A 21072-nucleotide genomic window follows, 5' to 3' on the forward strand; every position below is an offset into this window, starting at 1 on the left:
TTATCTCACCTTCAAGGTGGCGAGACCGAGCAGCACCAGCATGAGGGTGATGATCCAGAAGCGCACGATGACGCGCGGCTCCGGCCAGCCCTTCTTCTCATAATGGTGATGGATCGGTGCCATGCGGAAGATGCGCACGCCGCGCAGCTTGTAGGAACCCACCTGCAGGATCACCGAGACGGTCTCCATCACGAAGACGCCCCCCATGATCACCAGCAGGAACTCCTGACGCACCAACACGGCGATGGTGCCGAGCGCCCCGCCGAGGGCCAGGGAACCCACGTCCCCCATGAAGACCTGGGCCGGATAGGTGTTGAACCAGAGGAAGCCCAGACCCGCCCCGACGATGGCGGTACAGACGATCACCAGCTCGGAGGTATAGGGCACATAGGGAATATGCAGATAGTTCGCGAAGTTGACGTTGCCGGTCGCCCAGGCGATGAGGGCAAAGCCCCCCGCCACCATCACGGTCGGCATGATGGCGAGCCCATCCAGGCCATCGGTCAGGTTGACCGCGTTGGAGGTGCCGACGATGACGAAGTAGGTCAGCACGATGAACATCAGGCCAAGTTGCGGCATCACATCCTTGAGGAAGGGCACCACCAGCTGGGTCTGACCGTCATGGGTGGCCGTGGCGTAGAGGAAGACCGCTACTGCCAGCGCCACCGCCGACTGCCAGAAATACTTCCAGCGGGCAATCAGGCCATCGGTGTTCTTGCGCACCACCTTGAGGTAGTCATCGGCGAAGCCGATGGCGCCGTAGGCGCCGAGCACGAACAGCACCAGCCAGACATAGGGGTTGTCGAGGCGGCACCAGAGCAGCACCGAGGTGAAGATGGCGGCGATGATCATCAGGCCCCCCATGGTCGGGGTGCCCTTCTTGCTGAGGTGAGACTCGGGGCCATCGTTGCGGATCACCTGGCCGAACTTCATGATCTGCAGGCGGCGGATGAGGCGCGGCCCCATCCAGAGCGCCACCACCAGGCCGGTGATGATCGACAGGATGGCGCGAAACGTCAGGTAGGAGAAGACGTTGAAGAAGGTGAAGTGCGGGGTCAGCAGTTCCGCCAGCCAGACTAGCATGTGGCAGACTCCTGATGGTCGGTGACCATCTTGACGATATCTTCCATGCGGGAGCCCCTGGCGCCCTTGACCAAGATCGAGATTTCCGGGTGTGTATTTATCATTTGCGCAAGCACTTCAAACAACGACGCCTTGTTATCGAAATGTCGGCCAGCCGCGGCATCTGCGGTGTGGCGACTCTGTTCCCCTACCGTCAGCACGGCATCGAGGCCGCGCTCGCGGGCGTGGCGTCCGACCCGGGCATGCTGCGCGGCGGACTCCTCACCCAACTCCTTCATGTCACCGAACACCAGCACCTTGTAGCCACCCATGGCGGTCAGGGCGTCGATGCCAGCCAGCACGGATTCCACGCTGGCGTTGTAGGTGTCATCCACCAGGGTGAGGCCACCCCAGCGCTGGACGCAGAAGCGCCCCTTGACCGGTGCCATCTGCTCCAGGCCCGCCTTGACCGAGGCCAACGACGCGCCGAGCGCGAGACAACCGGCGGTCGCCGCCAGGGCATTGGCCACGTTGTGGCGGCCCGGCAGGGCCAGGGTCAGACTGATTTCACCGTTCGGAGTCACCAGGGTGCACTCGGCGCAGCCATCGGCATTGAAGCCTATGTCGCGGGCGTGGAACGGCTGGCTCTGATCCTCGATGGAGAAGGCGCACTGAATGCCCTTCGCCTGCCACTTCGGCCAGAATTCGTTGTCGGCATTGACGATGGCGCTGCCGCCCTCCCCCAGACCCTCGAAGATCTCGCTCTTGGCGTGGAATACCCCTTCCAGGGAGCCGAAACCCTCCAGATGAGCGGCCGCCACGTTGTTGATGATGGCGGCATCAGGCTTGGCAAGCGAGGTGGTCCAGGCAATCTCGCCCGGGTGATTGGCCCCGAGCTCCATCACCGCGAACCTGTGTTGCGGCTCGAGGCGCAGCAGGGTGAGCGGGACGCCTACCTCGTTGTTGAAGTTGCCGGCAGTGGCCAGCACTTCCCCTTCGTGACGCAGGATGGCGGTCGCCATCTCCTTGACCGTGGTCTTGCCGCAGCTGCCGGTGATGGCCAGCACTTTCGGGTTGATGCGCTCGCGCACCAACCTGCCCAGACGCCCCAGCCCCTTGAGGCTGTCGGCCACGATCAGCTGAGGCACCGCCAGTGGCAGCTCCCGCTCCACCAGCAGCGCAGAGGCACCGGCCGCGACCGCCTGATCGCAGAAATCGTGGGCATCGAAACGCTCGCCACGCAGGGCGACGAAGAGCGCGCCAGCACCCAGGGTGCGGGTATCCGTGCTGACCGCCGTGATCTCGGCGTCACCGCCGATCAGACGGGCATCGAGCGCCTGCGCCAGTTCGGCAAGCCTGAGGGTCATCATGTGAATGACTCCAATAATGTGTGCAAGGCGGCGGCGACGGTTTCCCGATCGCTGTAATGCCGCTTGTCAGTGCCAATAATCTGATAATCCTCATGGCCCTTACCGGCCACCAGGATGATGTCCTGCTTGCTCGCCTGCGCCAGCGCCAGGCCGATCGCCTTGACCCTGTCGTGCTCGATCTGCACTGAGGCGGGATCGCGAAAACCCGCCACCATGTCCGCCATGATCTGGGCCGGCTCCTCGGTACGGGGATTGTCGTCGGTCAGGATCACGCGATCCGCATACTGCTCTGCCATGGCGGCCATCATGGGACGCTTGCCGCGATCCCGGTCGCCGCCACAACCCACCAGACACCAGAGCTCGCCTTCGCAGTGCACCCGCAGGGCCTGCAAGGCTTTTTCCAGCGCATCCGGGGTATGGGCATAATCGACCACGGCCAGCGGCGCATCGCCACCGCCGAAACACTCCATGCGGCCGGTCACCGGCTGCAGCCTGGGGGCACTATCCAGCAAGGCGTCGAAATCGTAGCCGAGCACCAGCATCACGCCCATGGCCGCCAGCACATTGCTGACGTTGAAGCGGCCGAGCAAGGGGGCGGATAATACACCATTCCCCCAGCTGGAGTTAATCTGTGTGTGAAAACCTTGTTGGTGAAATTGGGGATCCTGCGCCGTCAACTGTCGCCCGGAATGATGGGCGATGGGGCCATTCACCCCGAAGGCCACCGCCTTGGGGTAACGGGACAACCAGCTGCGACCCAATTCGTCATCAGCATTGATGACTGCACAAGGCTCATTCACCAGCTTGATCAGCTCTTCCTTGGCCGCGCCATAGGCTTCCATGGTGCCGTGATAATCCAGATGATCCCGGCTCAGGTTGGTGAAGGCTGCCGCCGCAAAGTGCAGGGCCGCCACGCGATGCTGCACCAGACCGTGGCTGGAGACCTCCATCGCCACCAGGTCAGCCCCCTCTTGCTGCAAGGCATCCAGAGTGGCTTGCACCTCCACCGCGCTGCCGGTGGTGTTCGGCGCCTCCACCAGCTTGCCGAACAGACCGTTGCCTATGGTACCCATCACCCCGGCCTTGCCCCCCAGCAGGGTGCGCCAATTCGCGACCAGCAGGGCCGTGGTGCTCTTGCCGTTGGTGCCGGTGATGCCGACCAGTTGCAATCTGTCGCTGGGCTGCTGATAGAAATGACCGGCCAGCTCGGAGAGCCTGGCGGGCAAATCGGGGATCCCGTAGCAGGGAACGGAGAGCACGGGCGGGACGAATTCACCGTCCTCCTCAAACAGCACGGCGGCGGCTCCCCGAGCCACCGCCTGTTCGATAAAGCCTCTGCCATCCATCTGGTGACCGCGCACGGCCACGAACAGCGAACCGGGCCCGACGCGCCGACTGTCCAGCTGGATGTCGGTGAGGGGGAGCGCCGGGGCGTGGATGCCGAAGGGGCGCAGCAGTTGATCAAGTGCGCGGGGCAGCATTGGGAGCCTCCATACGGGCAAGCTTGGCGGGAACGGCAGGAGAAATCCCGTCGGGACGAATGTTGAAGAGTTGCAGCACGCCGCCCATGGCCTCGGCGAAGGGCGGGGTAGCCACGGCGCCGCCGTAGTAGGCAGTGCCCTTGGGCTCGTTGATCACTACGACCATGACGAAGCGGGGGTTGCTGGCGGGGGCGAAACCGGCGAACCAGGCCATGTAGTCCTTGCCATAGCCACCGGCGACGGCGACCTTGGCGGTACCACTCTTGCCGCCGACCCGGTAGCCGGGGATCTTGGCCTTGGGAATGGCGTTGTCGACCACGTACTCCAGCGCCTGCAACATGGCGGTGGCGTTGTTGTGATCGATGACCTGCTCCCCCTTGGGAGGCGTGGTCACCTTGATGATGGAGAGCGGCACCCGCTTGCCCTTGTTGGCCAGGGTCGCGTAGGCGGAAGCCAGCTGCAGCGGGGTGACCCGCAGGCCATAGCCAAAGGAGAGGGTCGCCCGCTCGATATCGGACCAGCGACGACGCTGGGGCAGCATGCCACTGCTTTCCCCCATCAGACCGCTGCCGGTATCCATGCCAAAGCCCACCATGCTGAGAGTGTTGATCATCTCCTGGGCCGGCATGCGCAGGGCGATGCGCGACATGCCGATGTTGGAGGAGTAGCGCAGGATGTCGTACAGGTTGGTCGCCTTGTGAATACTCACATCGCGGATCTGCTTGGCCCCGATGAACAGGGGGCCGCCCTGAATGGTGTCTTTCCAGCTGGTCACGCCTGCCTGGAGCGCACTCAGCAGGATCAGGGGCTTGATGGTGGAGCCCGGCTCATAGGTATCGGTCACCACCCGGTTGCGCACCCGGAAGCTCTGGTACTGGCCACGATTGTTCGGGTTGTAGGAGGGGGTGTTGACCATGGCGAGCACTTCGCCGGTCTTCACGTCCAGCATCACCATGGAGCCGGAGGTCGCCTTGTTCTCGTCGGTGGCGCGTTTGAGCGCCCGGTAGGCCAGCGCCTGTACCCGCTGATCGATGCTCAGTTGCAGATCGTTGGAGTTCTTGCCCTCCTTGACCAGACCGAGCCGCTCGATGACGCGGCCCTGACGGTCCTTGCGCACCCGCATCTCACCCGGGGTCGCAGTCAGCCACTCGTTGTAGCTGCGCTCTATCCCCTCGATCCCGCTGCCATCGATATTGGTCACCCCCACCAGATGGGAGCTTATCTCGCCGGTCGGATAGAAGCGGCGGGACTCGGGACGCAGATAGATGCCACCGAGCTTGAGCCCCTTGATGTATTCCGCCACCGCCGGCGTCACCTGCCGCTGCAGATAGACGAAGCGCTTGCTCGGGTTGGAGATGCGATGCTTGAGGGTATTGATGTCGAGCTTGAGCACGGCGGAGAGCGCCAGCCAGGCGCGCTCGTTATGAATCGCACCGGTCTCGTGTACCGTCTTGGGGTCTGCCCACACGGCCTCGACCGGCACCGATACCGCCAACTGCTCACCGTTGCGATCCGTGATCATGCCACGCACCGCCTGGGTGGAGGTGGTGCGCAATGAACGCATGTCCCCTTCCTGGCGCAGCCGATCGGGATCGATCACCTGGATCCAGGCAAGACGCAGGATCAGACCCGCAAAGGCGATGCCGATGAAGAAGACCAGCGTGCGAAAGCGCCACGGGTAGAGTGACGGTGCTTTGGCCTTGGCTTTCTCTTTTGCCGGTGCCCGGGTGGCAGCCTTGCGTTTCATGGTTGAGTTATTACCTTCTCGGTGGTCACCAGGGGGCGAGCCATCTGCAATTTATCCATGGCCAGGCTCGCTACTCTGGAGTGCTCGGCCAGGGTGCCCTGCTCCAGCAGCAGGTGCCGCCACTCGATGTTGAGCCTGTCCTCTTCCGCCATCAGGTCATTCTGCTTGGCGGTCAGGCCCCGGGTCATGTTGGTCACCAGGATCACCGCGAAGGCGGTGACCAGCACGGCGACGGCCAGCAGGACCTGCAGCTTGTGGCGCCAGAGATCCCCGATGATCTCCTTGGCCAGATGAACGCGCACCTCGCTCATGACTCAATCCGCCAGACGCTGGGCCACCCGCAGCACTGAGCTGCGGGCGCGGGTGTTTTCGGTGACTTCATGATCGGATGGCTTGAGCGCCTTGCCGACCGACTTCAATTTGCGGCCACCCGCCAGCTGAGCCTCGGTCAACGGGATGCCGTGCGGTACCTCGGGGCCCTTCTCGTGCTTGCGGATGAAGTGCTTGACCAGCCTGTCTTCCAGAGAGTGGAAGCTGATGACGGAGAGACGCCCTTCCGGAGCCAGCACCTGCAGGGCACCGTTCAGCGCGGTCTCGATCTCGTCCAGCTCGCTGTTGATATAGATGCGGATGGCCTGGAAGCTGCGGGTCGCGGCGTGCTTGCCCTTCTCCTTGCTCGGATTGACCCTGGCAATCATCTCCGCCAGCTGGCGGGTACGCACATAGGGCTCGGTCACCCGGTCATGGACGATGGCGCGGGCGATCTTCTTGGCAAAACGCTCCTCACCGAAGGTCTTCAACACCCAGGCGATGTCATCCACGTCGGCACGGGCCAGCCACTCGGCCGCGCTCTGGCCGGAGGTGGGGTCCATGCGCATGTCCAGCGGGCCGTCTTTCATGAAGCTGAAACCGCGCTCGGCATCGTCGAGTTGGGGGGAGGAAACGCCGAGATCCAGCAGGAAGCCATCGACCTTGCCCAGCAGACCGCGCTCATTCAGATAAGTGGTGATGCCGGAGAAGGGGCCGTGCACGATCTCGAAACGGGGATCCTGGATCTTGGCTGCCTCGGCAATGGCCTGGGGATCCCGATCGATGGCGATGAGCCGGCCATTGGGGCCGAGCTTTTCAAGAATGAGACGAGAGTGACCACCCCGGCCAAAAGTACCGTCGACATAGACGCCGTCCGGCTTGATGGCCAGCCCTTCGACGGCTTCGTGCAACAGCACAGTGATGTGTTCAGCGGCTTGGGTCATTTATAAAGAGAAATCCTGTAGTCGTGGTGAACTCGCCCAATCGTCCTCGGGCAGGCCCTGGATATCGTCATTGATCTGTTGCTGCCAGCGGGCTTCGTCCCACAGCTCAAACTTGTTGAGCTGGCCCACCAGCATGATTTTCTTGTCCAGCCCGGCGTGATTGCGCAGCGGCTGGCTCAGCAGCAGACGGCCATTGCCGTCCAGTTCGCACTCGATGGCGTTGCCGAGCAGCAGGCGCTGCAGGCGGCGCTCCGCGGGATTGGTGCTGGAAAGCGTCTTGAGCTTGCGCTCGATCTCTTCCCATTCATTCAGGGGATAAAGCAGCAGACAGGGGTGAGCGATGTCGATGGTGCAGACCAGCTGGCCGTCGCATTCGTCGCGCAGCCAGTCTCGATATTTGGTCGGAATCGCCAGTCGCCCTTTGCTGTCCAGGCTGATGGCGTGAGCGCCACGCAACAAATGTCAGTCCCCGAAGGTGAGTTTAAGGAGGCAAATCGCCCGATAAAACCACTTTGATCCACTTTTCTCCACCATGAAGTTTAAGGACGAGCAGAGGGCTTTTCAAGCAAGGATCTCGGGCGTGGGGAACATATTGACGTAGCTGTGGGGCACAGCCGATTAAATGAATTGATTTTTCAAGAGTTATTCATGACTGGATTTAATTCATCCCCGTGAGAAGCAACACCAAATAACCACCATCAGGGGGAAATAATGAAGCGAAACAACACAACGGCACACAGTATGATGCTCACGCCTACCACTGGGTAGATGATATAACCATCCCCCGCCCGCCGGGCTCGTAGAACAACCAGCTGACAGAGCAGCAGATTATAGAGGATGATCAAAAAAGTCAGCAGGAGATTGGAGCCGAATGTCAGCTCATCTGCATACATGACATAGAGCCACATCAAACCGAAATTAATAAGGATCAGATAAAGCAGAAACTTCTGAATCGCCCTACCCGCCTTTGGGGTCTTTTTTACTCGTGTTACCATGCTTATCACATCCTGGATACCACATGAACAGTCGACAGATATTGTCAAAAACTGTTGAGATTCATCATGTTTTTATCAGCGCCTCGCCAGAAGTCCTCTCTCCTGATTAAATTATCGTTCCGACAGCTCGCCCTCTTGTTGCTCCTCATCAGCACTCATTGCTACTCCTATGATAATTATCATTGGCAAGCTGGCTTTCCTACCCCGATTGGAGGAACGGGAGCCGAACTGGTGGCTCAGCAGACCCAGTATCTGCTGCTGCAGCGCAGTCACCTGCAACGCAGGATCGCTCAATCACAGCCCCTGATCCGTTGGGTGGAACAACAGGTTCGTGAACGCAAGCTTCCCTCAATGCTGGCCTTCCTCCCTCTTATCGAGAGCAGCTACCGACTGGATGTGGTCTCCTCCGCGGGAGCCGCTGGCCCCTGGCAACTGATGCCGGATACCGCGGCCCGCTTCACCGTCCCTATGACACCTGGCTATGACGGCCGCTACTCGCTGCCCCTGTCCACCGAGGCCGCGCTCTCTTATCTAGGCTGGTTGTATCAGTTCTTCGGCCAGGACTGGTTGTTGGCACTGGCGGCCTATAACGCAGGGGAAGGGCGGGTGCTGAAGGCCGTCATCAACGCGGGAACACGTAATCTATGGGAACTGTCACTGCCGACAGAGACACGCCTCTATGTGGCACGTTTCATCGCTCTGTCGCAGTTGCTGGACAGGGCGGCTCACTACAAATTTACTCTGCCATCCTGGCAGGAAGGGAGTGATATCCAGGTGTGGCGACAGCCGGACAATTGCTCGCTGCTCGGCTGGGCACAGGCAAAAGGCGTTGCCATGAATGAAGCCAGCCGCTGGAACCCCGCCTGGCAGCTGCCAGATGGTCAGGGGGTGACCAACTGCCCCATCGTCTATGGCCGTAGTCAGGCGCCCGGCGGTACCCGGCCGAGTAACAAGCCATTGCTGGTGAGGGCGGTATCCCTCGAGAGTCTGCACGACCCCCTGCTCCTGCAGCCGGCGAGAGGGCTGGACATGGGACGTGGCGGCCTCAGCCTTGCACCGCTGCCGGATCCGCTGGGATTGAAGCAGGCCCGCCCTCTACTGACGCCATGAAGCAGTGCCGCCAGTGGCTGAGTACGGGTGCGAGATCCACGGACGCTGGATTGGCCCAGCGGGCACCATAAAAACTAAGGTACTGGCCGATGGGGCGCCTGTGGGTGATCTGGCACTCCAGCACTATCTTGGGTGACAGGCAAAGGCTGACCACATCAGGCAAGGTGAAGCGGGAAGGAGTCAGGAAGCCGACTCCACCCGGGCCAATATCCTTGATAACCGCTCTGCCAATACGCTTGTCGAACAACAAACCAGAGACCATGAGGCGGGCGGCAATACCGCAGCTCTGGGACTCCAGGGGTGTGGAACCGTCGTGCAGATACCAGCGGGGAACCTTGCGTCTGGGATCGTTGAACTCGGTCCATTCCGGCAGTTCGCTATCAGAGGTTCCCATGGGCAGTGGCATCCTTGGCTTGCTGAGTGGCGGCTTGGGTTTGGGTACTGAACAGCTGTTCCAGATTTTTCTCCGCCTGGGTCGTCATCACCAGCAGTTCAATACGGCGATTCTGACTGCCCCTGGGATCCGTTGCGTTCTCCAGCATGGTATCCGACATGGCGACCACCTGGCCAACTCGCTCCGGCGGCATGCCACCGGCAAGCAATACCCGTCTTGCCATCATGGCCCGATCAGAGGAGAGTTCCCAGTTGCTGTAGTTGTCTCCCGCAAAGGGGGTGCTGTCGGTGTGGCCGGAGATCATTACCCGGTTCTCCACTCGCTGGAATACAGGGGCCAGGGCCATCAATAGGTGGCGGAAGAAAGGGCTGATGCGGGCGCTGCCGCGACTGTACATTTCCCGCTCATCATCATCGCGAATAAGAATGCGCAAGCCCTGGGGAACCAGCTGTAGCTCCAGGTTGTTTTTGGCCTGCATTTGATCCGCCATGGAGCCGATGAAACCTGCCAGTTGCTTCATCTGCAGCTCTCCTTCTATCTTGCCCACCAGCAGGCTCTCATAGCCACCCTCGGCACCGTCATTGAAGATACTGCGATTGCGCTCCATGTGTCTCGGCATGCGTTGCCCCTCTTCCACAAACTGAGGGCTCAGTTCCTCCAATACGGACGGATTGCCCCCCAGATCAACCGGATAAGGGCTGTTTCTGATGTCGAACGGATTCGCCTCGCTGTCCATGATGCTGTAGTCGCGCAGGCGGCTGGCCACCACTTCCCGCTCCTCCTGGCTGGAGACAGCCAGGATCCAAAGCACCATGAAAAAGGCCATCATCGCCAAAGTGAAATCGGCAAAGGCGACCTTCCATGCACCGCCACTCTTGGGCCCGCTGCTGCGCCGTTGCTGGCGCTTGATGATGATCTGCTCGTGGTTGCGCATTACATCGCCCTATTCGTCACCCAGTCTTCCAATTCGAGGAAGCTGGGTTTCACGTCAGGTTCCAGCATCTTGCGGCCCGCATCGACGGAGAGCAGCGGGGTCTTGCCGCGCAACTGGGCGATGAGGATAGACTTGATGCACATCAGCATGCCGATACGACGTTTCACCATCTCCTCCATGGCGTTGCTGATGGGCTCCAACAGGCAGTAGCAGAGGAAGATCCCGATAAAGGTCCCGACCAGGGCGGCAGCCACATGGACCCCTATGTTGCTCAGGGGACCATCGAGCTGTTGCATGGTAATGATGATCCCCATGACGGCCGCCAGTATGCCAAAGCCGGGGCAGGCTTCCCCTGTCTTGTGCAGGGCATGGGAGGGTTTGAGCATATCCTCCTCGATGGCCATGATCTCCTGCTCCAGAATGGTATCCAGTTCGTGGGGAGTGATCTTGCCCATACCAAGCAGGCGCAGGTTGTCGATGATGAAACCAAGCAGTTGCGGATCCTCGGAGACCTGGGGATACATCAGGAAGACGGAACTTTGCTGCGGGTTCTCCACATGCTCGTCCAGCGCCTTCATCCCTTTGCTTCGGGTCTCTTCCAGCAATTGATGCATCAGGGTCAGCAACTCGCGGTAGATCTCCTTCTCATCCTTGTTGGACTTGAAGCAGAGTTTTACCTGGCGCCACATCTCGTGCATCACCTCCTTGGAGTTGCCAAGGAACATGGAGCCGGCTGCGGCACCAATGATGATGATGAGTTCGGCCGGCTGCCACAGGGCTATGGGCCGACCACCAGCCATCATGAAGCCTCCCAGCACACAAACGAAAATAACACCAATACCAATCTGTTTTTGCATGAATGCTCCCGCAGAAATCAACAAGCCTCGCCGCGGGGGAGAGGCACTATCTATATGGAATCGACCAAACGCTGCTTGAGCTGAAGGACGCACTGCTTGTGCAACTGACACACCCGCGACTCGGTCAGGCCTAGCACCAGGGCTATCTCCTTCATGTTCAGCTCCTGCTGGTAGTAGAGGGAAAGCAGCAACTGCTCCCGCTTGTCCAGGGAGCGAAGCACCTTGCCGAGGGTCATGGCCATATCCACATCACCGGATTCCGTGGCCGGAGCCTTGCCGCCGTTCTCCAGCCACTCCTCCAGACTCTGCAGGGCTTCGGCCTGGCTGGCATAAGCAAGCTGGCGCACCTCCTCGACGGAGCACGCCAGTGCTTCGGCCAGCTCCTGTTCGGTCGGGTTGCGGCCAAGGCGGTTGAACAGCTCACGCTGTGCCTGATTGTGGCCATGAACCTGCTGGCGCAGCTGGCGGGGACGCCAGTCGAGGCGGCGCAGTTCGTCCAGCATGGCACCACGGATCCGCTTGAAGGCATAGCTCTCGAACTGGGCATCAGGCTCGCTGCCGTAGCGGCGCCAGGCCTCCAGCAGACCCATCATGCCGACCTGTTCCATGTCTTCCTGATCGAAGCTGGCCGAGACCTGGCTGCGCAGGTGGCTGGCGGCTCGCTTCACCAGTGACAGGTAACGGATCAGGATCGCCTGCTCGCCGGTACGGGGGGGCGAGACAGCGTGATCGTCATGGGTATCCCAGCCGACGTCCATCATGCTCTATTGCACCAGCACCTTGGTGACCAACACCTCATCCAGATAGGGCTTGTAGCCATACCCCTGCAGCGTTGTGACCACCTTGCTGAGCAGGGACGACTGCAGAGCCGAGATATTCTGCAGTTCCTTCTTCACCGCATCGTGGGAGCGATGACTGAAATATTGCACCATGGCATTGCGGATCAGGGGGGTTAGTTCATTGAGAGTCTCGAGCTGGGCGGGGTTATGGGTGACCAGCGCCAGCTCCAGCACCAGATAGTGGGGCTCTCTATCCCCCTCAAGGCTGATGACGAAACGCTCCATGGGCTTGAACAGGGGGGTCTTGCTCAGCTCGGGCTTGGCCTCTGCCAACCCCAGCCAGACGGCTAAGGAATCCCGTTTGAGATAAGCGCCATAGGCCAGCGCCACCAGCAGGCACAGAGCCATTATCACCATCATCAACCACTTCATGACTCGCCGCATATTATGAAATCACTCTCGCTATCGTTGGATAATGGAAAAATCAAACCAGGGTATTGAGCCAGTCCCGGGCAAGCTCGTCCGTCGAGCCAGGCTCTTCCTGCCACAGTCGCCGCCCCGCCAGGATCCCGTCCTGTTGCTGCCAGCGCTCTCCCCGCTCCTGCTCACCCCCCTGACCCACATTCACCTCGACCCCACCGGCATGATGGGGGGCCAAGCTCATGCGCAGCCGCTCCATCGACTGGATCAAGGCCTCGCGCACCGCCGGGTTGGTCACGTTGAGCTGCACGTTGAGGCGATCTCCATCCATCCTGACGGTCAGTTCCAGGCGACCCAGCTCGGGGGGATCGAGGCGGATATGAGCCTGTTTGATGTTCTGGTTCACCTGCAGCTCGACCTTGTCTTTGAGCACCTCGACCAGTTGCTGGCCCCACTGGGCCGGGCTGTCCGCCAGACGGGCCGGTGCCCACTGGTATTCCGCCGCTCGGGTCAAGGAGGTGGGCACCGGCTGCCCGGCCATGGCCTTGAGGTCGGTGATCACCCCATCCCGCTCGGATCGTCCCTCCGCCCCCGGCAGGGGCGGTAAACCGGCAACCAGCTTGTCGGAGGGTGGCTGCTTGCCGTCCTGGCCCATCGACCGGCTCAGCATCCTGGCGGCCTCTCCCGTGAGCTGGGATACTCTCTCCTTGCTCACTTCGGCAGGCAGCACCACGGGGGTCCTTTCGGCCTCCTGCCGCTCGAAGCGTGACAGGGAGCGCAGCGCCGCCGAGACGGATGGGGAACCGTCTCCGACCTCATGAACGGTGACGCTTTGGGGCACGGGATCCGCCGATTGACGGGCAACCAGCAGTCGCGACGCTTCCTCAGGGCGGATAAACACTGGGGGCATATGGGTAAAGGCGTGCAGTTGCTCCACCACCTCGGGCATAGGCTGATCTGTCGTCTCGCCGTTAGGCTCTCTGACGGCAATCTCTTCTACGACGGGGGAGGCGCTCGCCTCCAACGGGAGATCCAGCGGCTGATAGGCCTCCCCCTGCCCGTCGGGTTGACGAGAGAGACGGGTAAAGCCGCTCGAAGACGAAGTTGCGACCGGCTCGGCCGCGATGAAGGGGATCATGCCCATGTTTGCGCCTCGTCATAGGCTTGGAGCCCTTCCCGCTTGTCGGACAGGGACTGCCACTCCTGCTTGCGCAGCCTGGTCTCCTGCTCGCAGAGCGAGAAGGCCTCCCGGTGCCAGCCGCGAACCTGATCGCGGGCCGGTGCCAGCGCCTGCCAGAGGGTGGGGTGTTGACGCAGATGACCGATGAACTGGGCGAGGCGCTGATCCGCCAGGCGCACTGCATCCCACTGCCCGGCACGGGCCTGTTGTAGTATCAGACGCCCCAACCCCAGTAACTGGCGCTGGCGAGTCTCTTGTTCCGTGCTGGGATGCACAGACCCGGTCATGGACATGATGATGGCCCCGATATAAAACGACCCTGCCAACTAGCAAGGAACAGGCCAGATGTGTATATGTTGTATTTCAACAAGTTATCTGCAACTTATACACTATGGGGAAAGAAGGCTTCCGCCTCAGCGCGGGTGGCGTGCCATCGCTTCCCAACCCTCTTTCAGTTCCAGCAGGATGCGGTGCACCTCGGCGAAGCCGGCGACATCGTTGGCCACGCTGATCTCGAACAGCCGCTGCCCACAGTAGTCGTACAGACGATGCAGGTTGCTGGCCAGCTCGCCGCCCTTATCCATGTCGAGGGCGCTGTCGAGCCCCCCCAGGATCTGCAGGCACTTGTTGATGGACTGCCCCTTGCGCTCGTACTGTTTGGCCAGGATGTGGCCCTCGGCCCGTGCCATTTCATCAAGCAATCCATCCATCAGCATCAGCACCAATTGGTGGGGATCGGCACTCGCCGCTTTGGCCTGGGTGGCGGCGAACTGATAGGCATCGTAGCCATCTTGGGGTTCAAACATGAAAGACTCACTCATTCAGGAGAATAGGCGTTCACCGACTCACAATGCGCCCATGGTTTGCATCATCTGGTTCATGGTGGTGAACTGATTGAGGTAGCGCTTATACGCGGATTCCATACGGCGATCCAGTGCCTCCATCCGCTCGTTCACCCGCTTCTCACTCGCCTCCAGACCCGTCTTGCGTCCCTTCAGGGCGCCATCCCGCTTGGTATAAGGGTCGAGTGAATCGCTCATCCGCTTGAGCAGGCCGTCATCCCCCATCAGCGCCTTGCCGAGCAGCTCGGGATCCTTCTCCAGCGTCTTGTTGAAGTCGGTCTCGTTGAAGGAGAGCTTGCCCGCCTTGTCGGTCTTGATGCCGAGGCTGCCCAGTGTCAGATCATTGGGCAACTCGCGCACGCTGCGGGACAGGGCACTCTTGAGGCTGCGCACCCCGCTGTCGGAGGAGAGGGCCCCCGGTGCCTTGGGATCGCTGGAGGTCATCTTGGCCAGCTCATCGATCAACTCGTTATAGCTGTCGACGAACTTCTTGAGGGAGCCGGTCACCGCCTCCTTGTCCTGATCTATGGTCACCATCAGGGGGGCATCCCCCACCTTCTGGGCCTTGGTCAGCTGAAAGGTCAGGCCGTCGACCACGTTCTCTATCTTGTTGCTGGAGGAGGTGATGGTCAGCGGGTTGTCGCCCCCCATGCGCAGCCTGGCATCCTGTGCCTGGGTGATGTCCGTCTTGCTGGCGACGGCCGTGCCCAACGCATTGGTGGCATCGCCGCTGTAACCCAGGGTGATGGCGTTTTCCACACCACTATCCTTGCTGGTCAGCACCATGCTCACCTTGCCATCGGTGCGCACCAGGGTCGCTTTTACCCCCGGGTTGTCCTTGGCATTGTTGATGTGGGAGACCAGGTCCTTCGCGGTGGCGCCGGCCGGCAGGGTCGCCAGATCGATGTCGATGGTCTTGCCCTTCACCGTCAGGGAGAAGACGCCATCGGTCGGCAGCGGAGTGGTGTCGCTATCGAGCTGCAGACCCACCTGATGGGACTGGGCAAGCTGCTCCACGAAGAAGTTGTACTGACCCGAGCTGGCCTTGCCGTTGCTGGTGACCGTCATGACTCCGTCCTGGGACATGGTGGCCTTTTGGGCCTGCAGGTTGGTCGCCTTGTTCAAATCCTTCAGCATGGTCTGGAAGGTCGACAACTTGGTGGTGAGCGTGCTGATGGCGCTCTGCTGTCCCTTGACGCTGTCCAGCTGCTTCTTCAGCAGCTTGTCCATGTTCTGGCGCTCTATGGCTACCAGTTGCATCGCCATGCTGGCCGGATCTACTTGCATCATCACATCCTTATCAACTTATCGGTGGCATGCCCGTTGGAAAAAACCGAGTCGGTGCTTTCCAACGCACAAGCAATAACAAGGCCACCCCTCTCGAGGTGGCCAGGCAACTCATCAACGCAGCAGGGAAGTCACCATGCCGGTCATCTGGTTGGAATTGGACAGCACGGACATGCCAGCCTGCATCAGCATCTGGTTCTTGGTCATGTTGGTGCTCTCCTGGGCGAAGTCGGCATCCATGATGCGGCCGTTCGCCAGATCGGTGTTCTCTTTCATGTTGGAGAGGTTGTTGACGGTGTGTTCCAGACGGTTGATGTTGGCACCGAAGGCGGAACGCGCCTCGCCGATCCCCTTGGAGAAGGTGTCCAGCTCGGCCATGGCGGCGGTGGCCTTGGTCTGGTCATCGATACCGGCGGCGACGGCAGTACCCTTGGTACCCTTGTCATCGGCGATCACGCCCTTGAGGGCGGTGGCCAGGGCGCCATCGTCTTTCAGCTCCAGCTTCTCGGCGGCGGTACCACCGATCTGGAAGGTCACGGCCTTCTGGAAACCTTGGTCCTTGGCCAGCAGCGTCTGACCACCAAAGGTGGTGTTGGTGGTGATATTGTCCAGCTCGGCGCGCAGCTCGCTGAACTCGGCGTTCATCGCCTTGCGATCGTCGGCGGTACTGGTGCCGTTCGCAGACTGGGTAGCCAGATCTTTCATGCGCTGAACGATGTTGCTCATCTCGTCCATGGCGCCTTCACCGGTTTGCATCATGGAGATGGCGTCCTGGGCGTTGCGCATGCCCACTTTCTGGCCGCTGGACTGGGATTGCAGACGGGTGGCCATCTGCAGGCCGGCGGCGTCATCGGCGGCGGAGTTGATGCGCAGACCGGTGCCCAGGCGTTGCATGGCGGTGCCCAGCATCTTGTTGGTGGTGTTCAGCTGGCTCTGAGTGGTCAGGGAAGCGAAATTGGTGTGAATGGACAAACCCATGATTTACTCCTCAAAAAAGCTGCGATGCAGCGGGTAACCCTATGGGAGTGAGAAGCGACAGGTATCGGCCAAGACTTGAATGGAGATCGGAAAAAGATGCGGAAAAGCGGAAAAAGGGGGAGAAGAACGGGAGGAAGAGGGCACTCATCACGGGGATGAGTGCCACAGGGATTAACGCAGCAGGGAAGTCACCATGCCAGTCATCTGGTTGGAGTTGGACAGCACGGACATGCCAGCCTGCATCAGCATCTGGTTCTTGGTCATGTTGGTGCTCTCCTGGGCGAAGTCGGCATCCATGATGCGGCCGTTCGCCAGATCGGTGTTCTCTTTCATGTTGGAGAGGTTGTTGACGGTGTGTTCCAGACGGTTGATGTTGGCACCGAAGGCAGAACGGGACTCACCGATCTTCTGGGAGAAGGTATCCAGCTCGGCCATGGAGGCGGTTGCCTTGGCCTGATCACTGATACCGACCTTGACGGCTGCACCATCGGTACCCTTGCCGGTACCCACAACTTCTGCCAGCGCCTTGGCCAGGGTGCCGGTCTTTTTCAGTTCCAGCTTCTCGGCACCAGTGCCACCGATCTGGAAGGTCACATCTTCCTGGAAACCCTTGCCGGTCTTCAGCAGCTCTTGGCCACCGAAGGTGGTGTTGTTGGTGATGTTGTCCAGCTCGGCACGCAGTTCGGTGAACTCGGCGTCCATGGCCTTGCGGTCTTCGGTGGTGCTGGTGCCGTTCGCAGACTGGGTAGCCAGATCCTTCATGCGCTGAACGATGTTGCTCATCTCGTCCATGGCGCCTTCACCGGTCTGCATCATGGAGATGGCATCCTGGGAGTTGCGCATGCCCACTTTCTGGCCGCTGGACTGGGATTGCAGACGGGTGGCCATCTGCAGGCCGGCGGCGTCATCGGCGGCGGAGTTGATGCGCAGACCGGTACCCAGACGCTGCATGGCGGTGCCCAGCATCTTGTTGGTGGTATTGAGCTGGCTCTGGGTGGTCAGAGAAGCGAAGTTGGTGTGAATGGACAAGCCCATGATGTATTCCTCGATATGACGCTGCACTGCAGCCTGTTAGGTTGACATCAGATATAGGCGACCCCTTTCCTGCAGAAATGTAGGCGGCTTGACGCATATTTTTTTGTGCTTCCTGCGTCCGTCACAATCCATGAAACTGCCAGAGAGTCAGGGTATTCGGCATGGTTATTGCTTTTATCGCGACACCTCCCCTCACCGGACAGCGACATGGCAGCCTCTCTCTATACCCCTCACTTCGTTAAACATTTCCAATGCATAGGAGATCGCTGCGAGGACAACTGCTGTCATAGCTGGACCATCAGCATCGACAAGCTGACCTTCCGGAACTATGAGAAGCACCCGGACCCCACAGTCCAGTCCCTCAGCAAATTGCATATCCGCAAGGTCAAACAGAGCAATGAGCATTGGGGGGAGATCCAGCTCGATGAGCAGGGGGCCTGCCCCTTCCTCGATGAGAACCGTCTGTGTCAGATCCACAGCAAGGCTGGGGCCGAGGCACTGAGCCATACCTGCAAGACCTACCCCAGATCCCAATCACGCATCGGCAACCAGGTCAGGAAATCCCTGATGCTCTCCTGCCCCGAGGTCAGCCGGCAGTTGCTGCTCGATCCCATGGCGATGCAGACCGAAGTCACCGAGCTGGATCAACGCCTGCCGTTCGTCTCCCCCCCCTCTACCGCCATGGCGACCCTGCACAGCCTGAGCATCCATGTGCTGGCCGCCACTGAGGTGCCCGTCGAAATACGGCTGTGGCTCATCGGCATGCTGGTCCACCGGGATCCCTCACAGCTGTCACACGAAGCCTTCCTGGATCAGGTGGCCGTGCTGGCCGAGCGGGGAGAGCTCCTCACCATGTTCGACCAGCTGCCGGTCTTGCCGCGGTTGCAGTGGTGGGGGCTGCGAACCATCACCCATCAACTGCTGGCCTACTCGCAGGGAAGGCGTGGGCGGCAGACCATGCAAGGCTGTCTCGACAAGATCAACCGGCTGTTGGAGGGGATCTATGATGAGGCTAAACTCGCACGGCTGCAGCAAGCCTGGTACGACAAGGTCTCGCCCTTCCTGGCGGCCCGTCCCCAGATCATGGACAACTACCTGCTCTACTACGTCTACCACCACAACTTCCCGCAGCAGCAGAACACCCCGGCCCAGGCCTATCAGTTGCTGGTCATCGACTGCTTCCTGCTGCGCAGCTATCTGTGTCTGATGGCCATGGAGAAGGAGCTGGAAGAGCAGGATGTCATCAACCTGTTCTATAGCTATCACACCATACGCCAGCACAATGCAGGCTTTATCAAGACCATAGAACAGGGATTGAGCGAGTCTGGTTTTGCATCGGATCTGAGCCTCTACGCCCTGCTCAAGCCATGAAACAAAAACCGCCAGCAAGTGCTGGCGGTTTTTTTAGCTCGACTCTCTCTGCCGGCCTCAGGTCAGCAAGGCCACCACGTTCTGGCGCGACACATTGGCCTGGGCCAGCAGGCCGGACATGGTCCCCATAAAGCCACCTTCTTTAAGCTGATTGCTGAGCTTGCCTTGCAACTGCTCCAGCTCCTCCTGCTGCAGGTTCTGACTGCGGGCCTTCACGCGATCGAGCTGCTTGACCATCTTCTGGCGAAACTGCTTCAGCTCCCGCACCGATTGCTCGATCTCGCCGAGCAACCGCTTCAGGCGCTGCTGCTCCTGCCTGAGCTCCCCCTTGTCGAGCCCTTCCCCTAGCTGGGTCAGCTGACCGGCCCTGGGTTTGAACTGCACGGGGACCGGGTTACCAGCGGGGATGCGGATCCCTTCCCCACTCAGCAGCACGGGTTCGTCCAGCTTGCGCCTGTGCTGATCCGGCACGCTCAGCTCCAGCTTGCCCAGCTCGTTCAGGCGAGCCTGGATATGCTCTTTGCGCAGGGCCCGATCCAGTCTGGTAGCAGCTTCCGCTTCATTGGCGCCGGCTGGCAGCAACACCTCGACGGCGCTGCTGGTCTGCGGGAAGGAGAACACCAGCCGCTCGGCGCTCGACTTGGGGCTCAGCAAGTCGAGGCGATCCGCACTGTAGTGCACCCGGCTGTCGCTGGCCGATGTCAGCAGGCGGGGCTTTAGTTCGGAGGTCAACGGCGCCTGGGGCTGGGTCAGCTTATCCTCCAGCAGCTTGAGACGAGAAACCAACTCGCCGCTCGCCGCCCGATTCTGGCCGAGTTGTTGCTCCAGGCGCTTCAGCTCGCCCCAGACCTGGCTCAGTGCCTGTTCACTGCCCTGGGCGTGGGCGATACGTTGCTGCGCCGTGCCGATCAGGGCCCAGCGGTCGAGCCGGATGACATTGGGCTGGCGTTCCTGACGGGTGACCTGGGGAGAAGTAGCCTGGGCAGTCTGACGTCCGTGCAGCTTGGGCTGGGCCGGGGTCTCGGCCACACCGCCCGGACGGGTTTGTTGAATCTGCATCCTGGCTCCTTGAAAGGCTTAAGGCATGTAGTTGAACAGGCTGAGGCCGTTCACCTTGGCGAAAGCCTGCTGCTGCACCTGCAGCGCCATCAGTACATGGGCTTGCTGGGTCACCGCACTGGCATAATCGAGGGACTCTATCTGATTGCTCACTTCCTTGCTATAGACGCTCTTCTCCGCATGTCCTTCGTCGACCTGATCCAGCAGGTTGATACGCGCACCAATGGAGCTGACCATCTGGCTGATGTCATCTTGCAGGGTCAGGCTGCGATCCAGCATGGTCCTTGCCTGATTGGTGGAGTCTGCGGCACCGCTGTCGAAGGCGGCCACCATGTCATCGAGTTGCTTGAAGAAGTCCCCGTTCTGGATAAACAGCTTGTCGGCGGTGTGATTGAGCTCAACCGTCACCCCCTTGGCGATGCCGACCTCGCGCACCAGGCTATCACCCTGATAGATATAATTACCGCTTGGGTCTTTCACTATGGTGGTTTTATCTACCTGACTGCCGCTAAACAGACTGGATCCACTTTCATTGCGGGCATTGGCGAGATCCAGAAGACCATCCTTGATGATGGCCAGCTCGCTGGAGACAGCCCGACGATCATCCTCGGAGAGGGAGCCGTTGGCCGCTGTCTGGGTCAGATCCCGCAGACGGCTCAGCATGTTGGTCATGGTATCGAGCTGGATCTCCCCCTGGGAAAGCTGGCTCTTGGCATTGGCAATGTTCTTCTGGTACTGCGCCATCGCCGCCTGCTCTTTCTTCAGGCCGAGCAGTTGCACGCTGCCGACGGGGTCATCGGAGGGCTGCAGGATCCGCTTGTTGGACGAGATCTGGCGATCGAGCCTGGCGTATTCACCGAAGCCCTGCTGCAGGTTATCGAGCATGCTGAGCTGGATTTGGTTGGTGCTGATGCGCAT

The 21072-nt window shown here is 60.5% G+C and carries 23 protein-coding genes; 2 read left to right on the top strand and 21 right to left on the bottom strand.

Annotation, left to right across the window (positions count from 1 at the left end):
* The 8 genes from mraY to ACW5W7_RS12275 form a co-directional block, all read right to left on the bottom strand.
* The gene (gene mraY, locus ACW5W7_RS12240) at positions 1 to 1083 is read right to left on the bottom strand and encodes a phospho-N-acetylmuramoyl-pentapeptide-transferase (RefSeq protein WP_349920805.1); all 1083 of its coding nucleotides are present in this window, start codon (positions 1081 to 1083) and stop codon (positions 1 to 3) included.
* Positions 1077 to 2432, bottom strand: a complete 1356-nt coding sequence (locus tag ACW5W7_RS12245; protein ID WP_434665352.1) for a UDP-N-acetylmuramoyl-tripeptide--D-alanyl-D-alanine ligase — start codon at positions 2430 to 2432, stop codon at positions 1077 to 1079. Before ACW5W7_RS12245 ends, mraY begins: the two co-directional genes overlap by 7 nt.
* Entirely contained in the window at positions 2429 to 3913 is a 1485-nt protein-coding gene (gene murE, locus ACW5W7_RS12250) for a UDP-N-acetylmuramoyl-L-alanyl-D-glutamate--2,6-diaminopimelate ligase (RefSeq protein WP_349920803.1), read from the bottom strand. The genes ACW5W7_RS12245 and murE overlap by 4 nt, the downstream gene beginning before the upstream one ends.
* Positions 3894 to 5660, bottom strand: a complete 1767-nt coding sequence (locus tag ACW5W7_RS12255) for a penicillin-binding transpeptidase domain-containing protein (RefSeq protein WP_349920802.1) — start codon at positions 5658 to 5660, stop codon at positions 3894 to 3896. Before ACW5W7_RS12255 ends, murE begins: the two co-directional genes overlap by 20 nt.
* The gene (ftsL, locus tag ACW5W7_RS12260; protein ID WP_349920801.1) at positions 5657 to 5971 is read right to left on the bottom strand and encodes a cell division protein FtsL; all 315 of its coding nucleotides are present in this window, start codon (positions 5969 to 5971) and stop codon (positions 5657 to 5659) included. The genes ACW5W7_RS12255 and ftsL overlap by 4 nt, the downstream gene beginning before the upstream one ends.
* 3 nt (positions 5972 to 5974) lie before the next feature.
* On the bottom strand, positions 5975 to 6913 hold the full coding sequence (gene rsmH, locus ACW5W7_RS12265) for a 16S rRNA (cytosine(1402)-N(4))-methyltransferase RsmH (protein WP_456501889.1): 939 nt from the start codon (positions 6911 to 6913) through the stop codon (positions 5975 to 5977).
* Positions 6914 to 7372, bottom strand: coding sequence for a division/cell wall cluster transcriptional repressor MraZ (gene mraZ / locus ACW5W7_RS12270; RefSeq protein ID WP_349920799.1), 459 nt, complete (start codon positions 7370 to 7372; stop codon positions 6914 to 6916).
* Positions 7373 to 7611: 239 nt separating this feature from the next.
* Positions 7612 to 7908 (bottom strand): hypothetical protein, encoded by a 297-nt coding sequence (locus ACW5W7_RS12275; RefSeq protein ID WP_456501890.1) that lies wholly within the window; start codon positions 7906 to 7908, stop codon positions 7612 to 7614.
* A gap of 255 nt (positions 7909 to 8163) precedes the next feature.
* Here ACW5W7_RS12275 and ACW5W7_RS12280 point away from each other — a divergent pair, with 255 nt between their 5' ends.
* Positions 8164 to 9018, top strand: a complete 855-nt coding sequence (locus tag ACW5W7_RS12280; RefSeq protein ID WP_456501946.1) for a lytic transglycosylase domain-containing protein — start codon at positions 8164 to 8166, stop codon at positions 9016 to 9018.
* Here ACW5W7_RS12280 and ACW5W7_RS12285 read toward each other — a convergent pair.
* The 11 genes from ACW5W7_RS12285 to lafA (ACW5W7_RS12335) all read right to left on the bottom strand — a co-directional run bounded on the left by ACW5W7_RS12285 (position 8954) and on the right by lafA (ACW5W7_RS12335) (position 17724).
* The gene (locus ACW5W7_RS12285; RefSeq protein ID WP_456501891.1) at positions 8954 to 9412 is read right to left on the bottom strand and encodes a hypothetical protein; all 459 of its coding nucleotides are present in this window, start codon (positions 9410 to 9412) and stop codon (positions 8954 to 8956) included. The two genes, ACW5W7_RS12280 and ACW5W7_RS12285, sit on opposite strands and share 65 nt — an antisense overlap.
* Positions 9399 to 10346: a lateral flagellar motor protein LafU gene (gene lafU, locus ACW5W7_RS12290; protein ID WP_456501892.1), complete on the bottom strand. Its 948-nt coding sequence runs from the start codon at positions 10344 to 10346 to the stop codon at positions 9399 to 9401. Before lafU ends, ACW5W7_RS12285 begins: the two co-directional genes overlap by 14 nt.
* Complete coding sequence (gene lafT, locus ACW5W7_RS12295; RefSeq protein ID WP_456501893.1) at positions 10346 to 11203, bottom strand: lateral flagellar motor stator protein LafT; 858 nt, start codon at positions 11201 to 11203, stop codon at positions 10346 to 10348. Before lafT ends, lafU begins: the two co-directional genes overlap by 1 nt.
* Positions 11204 to 11253: 50 nt before the next feature.
* Positions 11254 to 11964, bottom strand: coding sequence for a lateral flagellar system RNA polymerase sigma factor LafS (gene lafS, locus ACW5W7_RS12300; protein ID WP_456501894.1), 711 nt, complete (start codon positions 11962 to 11964; stop codon positions 11254 to 11256).
* A 3-nt stretch (positions 11965 to 11967) separates the two neighbouring features.
* On the bottom strand, positions 11968 to 12426 hold the full coding sequence (lafF, locus tag ACW5W7_RS12305) for a lateral flagellar basal body-associated protein LafF (protein WP_456501895.1): 459 nt from the start codon (positions 12424 to 12426) through the stop codon (positions 11968 to 11970).
* Positions 12427 to 12466: 40 nt separating this feature from the next.
* Positions 12467 to 13546 (bottom strand): flagellar hook-length control protein FliK, encoded by a 1080-nt coding sequence (locus ACW5W7_RS12310; RefSeq protein ID WP_456501896.1) that lies wholly within the window; start codon positions 13544 to 13546, stop codon positions 12467 to 12469.
* Positions 13537 to 13857 carry a LafX gene (locus tag ACW5W7_RS12315; protein ID WP_456501897.1) on the bottom strand — a complete coding sequence of 107 codons (321 nt, stop codon included), beginning with the start codon at positions 13855 to 13857 and terminating at the stop codon, positions 13537 to 13539. Before ACW5W7_RS12315 ends, ACW5W7_RS12310 begins: the two co-directional genes overlap by 10 nt.
* A gap of 138 nt (positions 13858 to 13995) precedes the next feature.
* Positions 13996 to 14388: a lateral flagellar export chaperone LafC gene (gene lafC / locus ACW5W7_RS12320; protein ID WP_456501898.1), complete on the bottom strand. Its 393-nt coding sequence runs from the start codon at positions 14386 to 14388 to the stop codon at positions 13996 to 13998.
* Between the two features lie 39 nt (positions 14389 to 14427).
* Entirely contained in the window at positions 14428 to 15711 is a 1284-nt protein-coding gene (lafB, locus tag ACW5W7_RS12325) for a lateral flagellar capping protein LafB (protein WP_456501947.1), read from the bottom strand.
* A 114-nt stretch (positions 15712 to 15825) separates the two neighbouring features.
* Complete coding sequence (lafA, locus tag ACW5W7_RS12330; RefSeq protein ID WP_438549404.1) at positions 15826 to 16689, bottom strand: lateral flagellin LafA; 864 nt, start codon at positions 16687 to 16689, stop codon at positions 15826 to 15828.
* Positions 16690 to 16860: 171 nt separating this feature from the next.
* Positions 16861 to 17724: a lateral flagellin LafA gene (gene lafA / locus ACW5W7_RS12335; RefSeq protein WP_456501899.1), complete on the bottom strand. Its 864-nt coding sequence runs from the start codon at positions 17722 to 17724 to the stop codon at positions 16861 to 16863.
* A gap of 207 nt (positions 17725 to 17931) precedes the next feature.
* Here lafA (ACW5W7_RS12335) and fliB point away from each other — a divergent pair, with 207 nt between their 5' ends.
* Positions 17932 to 19095, top strand: a complete 1164-nt coding sequence (gene fliB, locus ACW5W7_RS12340) for a flagellin lysine-N-methylase (protein WP_456501900.1) — start codon at positions 17932 to 17934, stop codon at positions 19093 to 19095.
* 57 nt (positions 19096 to 19152) lie between these two features.
* On the opposite strand, the gene ACW5W7_RS12345 is transcribed toward fliB, so the two are convergent.
* Complete coding sequence (locus ACW5W7_RS12345) at positions 19153 to 20154, bottom strand: hypothetical protein (RefSeq protein WP_456501901.1); 1002 nt, start codon at positions 20152 to 20154, stop codon at positions 19153 to 19155.
* An 18-nt stretch (positions 20155 to 20172) separates the two neighbouring features.
* Positions 20173 to 21072, bottom strand: a complete 900-nt coding sequence (gene lfgL, locus ACW5W7_RS12350; protein ID WP_456501902.1) for a lateral flagellar hook-associated protein LfgL — start codon at positions 21070 to 21072, stop codon at positions 20173 to 20175.

The organism is Aeromonas intestinalis, from assembly GCF_054052485.1.